The following is a 5481-nucleotide window of genomic DNA, read 5'->3' on the forward strand; positions in this document are numbered from 1 at the left end:
AAGGCGGGTTAGAACCCGCCTTACCACTCACGACGCTTACTTGAGGGGCGGGTCCAGCGGGAAGCAGGACACCCGCACCGGCCACGTGTCGCCGCCCGCGGGCAAGGGCAGCTGCTTGAGCGCGGCCGCCGCGTCGGTGTCGTGCGCTTCTTCGGCTGCCGCGTGGAAGATGTCCGCCGCGATCGATTGGTCGAACACACCGATCTGCTGGTGCGGCCAAGCCTGCGCGCCGTGCAGGGCGCCCGGGATCAGCTGGTCGACGACCTTCCGCAGTGTCACGCCGTTCGCCGCCCGGTACTTCCAGACGTCGACGCCCAGGTTCTTGCCCACCTCCGCCAGCCGGCCCCACGCCGTCAGGTTGAAGTTGACGTAGTGCCACGACATCGTGCGCGACAGCTCCAGCGGCTGGCTGCCGTCGGCGGCGAACTGCACCGGGAACCGCTTCTGCTCCGCGTCCAGCACGATCTTCCTGGCTTCGGCACGCTTGCCCAGGTACGCCGAGATCGCCGCGTTCTGCATGTCGAGGAACGTGCCGTGGTTGTTGGTGGCGGCCAGTTCCAGCTTCGCCTGCGGGCTGGTCTGCATCCAGGTCAGGTACTGCGTCAGCCACGCCTTGATGCCGGAGCGGTCCTTCCCGGTCCAGCCCGGCGCACCGCCGTCGAGCAGCGCGAACGCGTCCATCAGCTGGCTGAACGACTGCGTCGAGTCGATGATCCCGGTGCCGCTGACGGTGTTCCGGCACGGCACGATCTGCGAGTACGTCATGTTCGGGTTCATCCGCGTGGCCGGGTCGAGGAACCACGTCCGGATGTCCAGCGCCGCCCGCTTCGCGTACTTCGCGTCGCCGGTGTAGTACCAGGCCAGCGAGAGGTAGTACATCGCGTCCCACGCCCACATCCGGTAGGTGTGGTCGGTGATCGCGTCGGCCTCCGGGTTGCGCTGGCCGTCCTTGCTGACGTACGGGCAGCCCTGCGGGTTCTCGGGCGTCTTCGGCCGGCTCGCCCACCAGTAGGGCGCCTGGCTCAGGTAGTCGTGCTTGTCGCCGCTCGGCGGCGCGGACGGCTTGTCCATGACCGACCACGGGCCGTCGGTGAGCGCCGTGTCCGCCTTGGCCAGCACGGCTTTCAGCGCGGCCCGCTGTGCGGAGGTGGTGTGGCCGCTGCGGATCGCGTGCCGGATGCCCGCGAGCTTCGCGCCGTCGGTGACGATCGTGTGGGGTGGGGACGCGGCCACCGCCGTCCCGCTGACCGGGAACAGGGCCATGCTCGCCGACAACACCAGCGCGCCCAAAACGCTTCGCACCTCGACCGCCTTCCGGGGACGTCGAAATCCCCGCTCGTCACCGGGCGGCGGTACGGCTGCAGGGATTCTGACCAGGTGAGGCGGTGAGTGTCAACCAGGCCAGGTCGGCGACGGGTACGTGCTCGGCAGTGTCACCGGCGTCACGGGTGCGAACACTGTGTACTCGCACACATCGTCGCTCTGCGACGTGAGCGGCGGCAGCAATGGCTCGTGCGGCGGCAGCTCCCTGTGCACCGCCGTGACCGGGCACGACGGCCCGACCGGCCTCGGCACGCCGAACGGTGGCGGCGCTTTCTCAGCCGTTCATGACGGTCCACCACGCGGCCGCCCGTGTGGTGGACCGTCACGCACCGCAGTACCATGATCACGGAAACCCCGCTCTCCGAGCGAAAGTGGCATATCCGACACGCCCCATGAGCTCCGCCAACAGGCGCTTCCCAGCGGCTTCATGGGAAATTCACAGAATGGGTGGCAAGTCTGACAACGTGAACCACGCCGACGACGGTGCCGGATCGGCGGCACGATGACGACAGCCCAGGCCACGCTCGAGGCCCCCGCCCGCGCCACGAGACCGGGCGGCAAAGCGCCCTACCTCCACCAGATCGACCTGTTCCGGTTGATCACGTTCGCGTGCGTCATCCTCATCCACGTCGTCGGCGCGACGAACTTCGCGCAGGACGTCGGCGCCAACGCCGTCGAGACGCCGCTGCACTTCACCCGGGAGGCCTTCTTCGCGCTCACCGGGTTCGTGCTGGTGTTCCAGAACCGCCGCCGCGAATTCACCGCGGGCGACTTCTGGCGGCGGCGGCTCCCGCTGGTCGCGACGCCCTACCTGGCGTGGTCGATGTTCTTCTGGGCGTATTCGCTGGTGACCGGGGCGCAGCAGCCGGGCTCGCTCGAGGCGTCGATGCGCCTGCTGCTCGAGGACCTCGTCACCGGTGGTGCCTGGTACCACCTGTACTTCCTGCTCGTGACGATGCAGGTCTACCTGCTCTTCCCGGTGCTGATGAAGCTCCTGCGGGCGACCGAGGGCAAGCACAAGTGGCTGCTGCTCGGCAGCGGGCTGGTGCAGGCCGGCGTGACGCTGTTCATGACCTACCAGCCGCTCGGCGTGAGCTACGAGACGATCACCCACCTGTACGGCACGATCGTGCCGTACCAGTTCTACACGCTGTTCGGCGCCGTGGTGGCCATGCACTTCGAGACCGTGCACGCCTGGGCGGGCCGGCACCGGCTGCTGCTCGGTGGCGCGCTCGTGGCGGTGCTGGCCGGCACCGAGTGGTACTACTTCCGCACCGTCCACAGTGGAACGTTTCCGCAGGTGGCCAGCGACCCGTTCCAGCCTTACCTCATCCCGTGGTTCCTCACCGTGATCGCGGCGATCTACGCGTTCGCGACGAGGTGGGCGGCGCGGCGCCGCGAAGGCAGCCGCGGGGCCCGGCTGGTGTCGTGGGCGGCGAACCGGTCGTTCAGCATCTTCCTCGTGCACCCGCTCGCACTGGCGCTGCTCGGGCCGGTGATCCCGCACGTCGCGGAGCACTTCGGCGCGCCGTGGCTGAGCGTGCTCATCTACCTCGCGACGATCGTCCTCACGGTCCTGATCGTGGAGGTCCTGCGGCGGCTGCCCGGCAGCCGGGCGCTCACCGGGCGGCCGCGGCTGCGTCCGGTGAAGGGTGCGGCTTAGTCACCCGTGCGGGTGGCAGAGGTCATATCCGGCGTCTGGGGCAGGTCACAACGCGCGGATCCGCAGCGGTGGGATATGCTGGCGGCCCGTGGGACTTCAGTCACGGGCAACCAAGTACGTCTTTGTCACCGGAGGCGTTGCCTCCTCTCTGGGTAAGGGACTCACGGCTTCCAGCCTGGGTCAGCTCCTTACCGCACGCGGGCTTCGCGTCACGATGCAGAAGCTCGACCCCTATCTCAACGTCGATCCCGGGACGATGAACCCGTTCCAGCACGGTGAGGTGTTCGTCACCGACGACGGCGCCGAGACCGACCTCGACATCGGGCACTACGAGCGGTTCCTCGACCGCGATCTCGACGGCAAGGCCAACGTCACCACCGGCCAGGTCTACTCCGAGGTGATCGCCAAGGAGCGCCGCGGCGAGTACCTCGGCGACACCGTGCAGGTCATCCCGCACATCACCGACGAGATCAAGGCCCGGATCACCGCGGCCGCCGGGCCCGACGAAACCGGCCAGTCACCGGACGTCGTCATCACCGAGGTCGGCGGCACGGTCGGCGACATCGAATCGCTGCCGTTCCTGGAGGCCTGCCGCCAGGTCCGCCACGACGTCGGCCGCGACCAGTGCTTCTTCCTGCACGTCTCGCTGGTGCCGTACCTGGCGCCGTCGGGCGAGCTCAAGACGAAGCCGACCCAGCACTCCGTCGCCGCGCTGCGCAACATCGGCATCCAGCCCGACGCGCTGGTCTGCCGGGCCGACCGGGAGATCCCCGAGGACCTCAAGCGCAAGATCGGCCTGATGTGCGACGTCGACACCGAGGCCGTCATCGCCTGCCCGGACGCGCGATCCATCTACGACATCCCGAAGGTGCTGCACCGCGAGGCGCTCGACGCCTACGTGGTCCGCCGCCTCGGCCTGCCGTTCCGGGACGTCGACTGGACGGTGTGGGGCGACCTGCTCGACCGCGTGCACAACCCGAGCGAGGTCGTGAAGATCGCGGTCGTCGGCAAGTACATCGACCTGCCGGACGCCTACCTGTCGGTCACCGAGGCCCTGCGTGCGGGCGGGTTCGCCCACCGCGCCAAGGTCGAGATCGTCTGGGTCGCCTCCGACGACGCGCAGACCGCGTCCGGGGCCGCCTCCGTGCTGTCCGAAGTGGACGGGGTGCTGATCCCGGGCGGGTTCGGCATCCGCGGCATCGAGGGCAAGGTCGGCGCGATCGAGTACGCCCGCACCCGCGGTGTCCCGCTGCTCGGGCTGTGCCTCGGCCTGCAGTGCATGGTCATCGAGGCCGCGCGGCACCTGGCCGGCATCCCCGACGCCGGCTCGTCGGAGTTCGACGAGAACACCGAGCACCCGGTGATCTCGACGATGGCCGACCAGCGCGACGTCGTCGCCGGGGAGCGCGACATGGGCGGCACCATGCGGCTCGGCGCCTACCCGGCGAAGCTCAAGCCGGGTTCGCAGGTCGCCAAGGCCTACGGCAGCACCGAGGTCTCCGAGCGGCACCGGCACCGCTACGAGGTCAACAACGCCTACCGCAAGCAGCTCTCGGACGCGGGCCTGGTCTTCTCCGGGACGTCCCCGGACGACCACCTGGTCGAGTTCGTCGAGCTGCCCGCCGACGTGCACCCGTTCTTCGTCGGCACGCAGGCGCACCCCGAGCTCAAGAGCCGCCCGACCCGGCCGCACCCGCTGTTCAGCGCGTTCGTCAAGGCCGTGGTGGACCGCAAGGTCGCCGAGCGCCTGCCGGTCGAGCTGCCCGAAGCCCCGGTGGCCGCGCGATGACCGCGCCGGGCGAGCACGAGTTCAGCGTCGCGTCCAGCCGGGACGTCCACATCGGACGGGTCGTCGGCCTGCGGATCGACGACGTCGTGATGCCGGGTGGCGACACCGCGGTCCGCGAGGTCATCGAGCACCTCGGCGCGGTGGCGATCGTCGCGCTGGACGACGAGCAGCAGGTCACGCTCATCCACCAGTACCGGCACCCGATCGGGCACCGGCTGTGGGAGCTGCCCGCGGGCCTGATCGACCACCTCGGCGAGGACCCGGTCGGGACGGCTCGCCGTGAGCTCGTCGAGGAGGTCGGGCTGGCCGCGGCGGACTGGGTGACCCTGGTCGACGTGGCGGCGTCGCCCGGCTTCACCGACGAGGTCGTGCGGGTGTTCCTCGCCCGCGGGCTGTCCGATGTGGACCGCGACGTGCTCGGCGAGGAGGAGGCGGACCTGGTCATCCGCAAGTTCCCGCTCGCCGAGGCGGTCCGGATGGCGCTGGCCGGCGAGCTGGTGAACGGCGCCACGGTGTCCGGGGTGCTGGCCGCGCAGGCGGTGGTCACCGGCGTGGCCGAGCCGCGTCCGGCGGACGCCCCGTGGGAGGACCGCCCGACGGCGTTCGCCAAGCGCAAGCAGGCCTGAGCGCTCAAGCGCCCCAATGTGGCGTTCGGTGCGTCCAACGCACCGAACGCCACATTGGGTGCGTTGGACGCAACCAACGC

At 69.8% G+C, this 5481-nt stretch carries 4 protein-coding genes; 3 read left to right on the top strand and 1 reads right to left on the bottom strand.

The genetic code is table 11. The features are described from left to right. Positions 1-36: 36 nt before the first annotated feature. A complete protein-coding gene (locus Q5425_RS25635; RefSeq protein WP_308674856.1) occupies positions 37-1302 on the bottom strand; it encodes an alginate lyase family protein in 1266 nt (421 codons plus the stop codon). Between the two features lie 523 nt (positions 1303-1825). On the opposite strand from Q5425_RS25635, the gene Q5425_RS25640 reads away from it, so the two are divergent. From Q5425_RS25640 to Q5425_RS25650, 3 genes are all read left to right on the top strand, one after another. Beyond that, a complete protein-coding gene (locus Q5425_RS25640; RefSeq protein WP_308674857.1) occupies positions 1826-2986 on the top strand; it encodes an acyltransferase in 1161 nt (386 codons plus the stop codon). Between the two features lie 88 nt (positions 2987-3074). Beyond that, positions 3075-4775, top strand: coding sequence for a CTP synthase (locus Q5425_RS25645; RefSeq protein WP_308674858.1), 1701 nt, complete (start codon positions 3075-3077; stop codon positions 4773-4775). Beyond that, the gene (locus tag Q5425_RS25650; RefSeq protein ID WP_308674859.1) at positions 4772-5401 is read left to right on the top strand and encodes an NUDIX hydrolase; all 630 of its coding nucleotides are present in this window, start codon (positions 4772-4774) and stop codon (positions 5399-5401) included. The genes Q5425_RS25645 and Q5425_RS25650 overlap by 4 nt, the downstream gene beginning before the upstream one ends. The last annotated feature ends 80 nt before the right edge of the window (positions 5402-5481 follow it).

Source organism: Amycolatopsis sp. A133 (genome assembly GCF_031082405.1).
GTDB lineage: Bacteria > Actinomycetota > Actinomycetes > Mycobacteriales > Pseudonocardiaceae > Amycolatopsis.

Bases quoted from the DNA above. Each gene is read 5' to 3' on its own strand.
- Q5425_RS25640 (WP_308674857.1), top strand. From the start codon at position 1,826: ATGACGACAGCCCAGGCCACGCTCGAGGCCCCCGCCCGCGCCACGAGA.
- Q5425_RS25650 (WP_308674859.1), top strand. From the start codon at position 4,772: ATGACCGCGCCGGGCGAGCACGAGTTCAGCGTCGCGTCCAGCCGGGAC.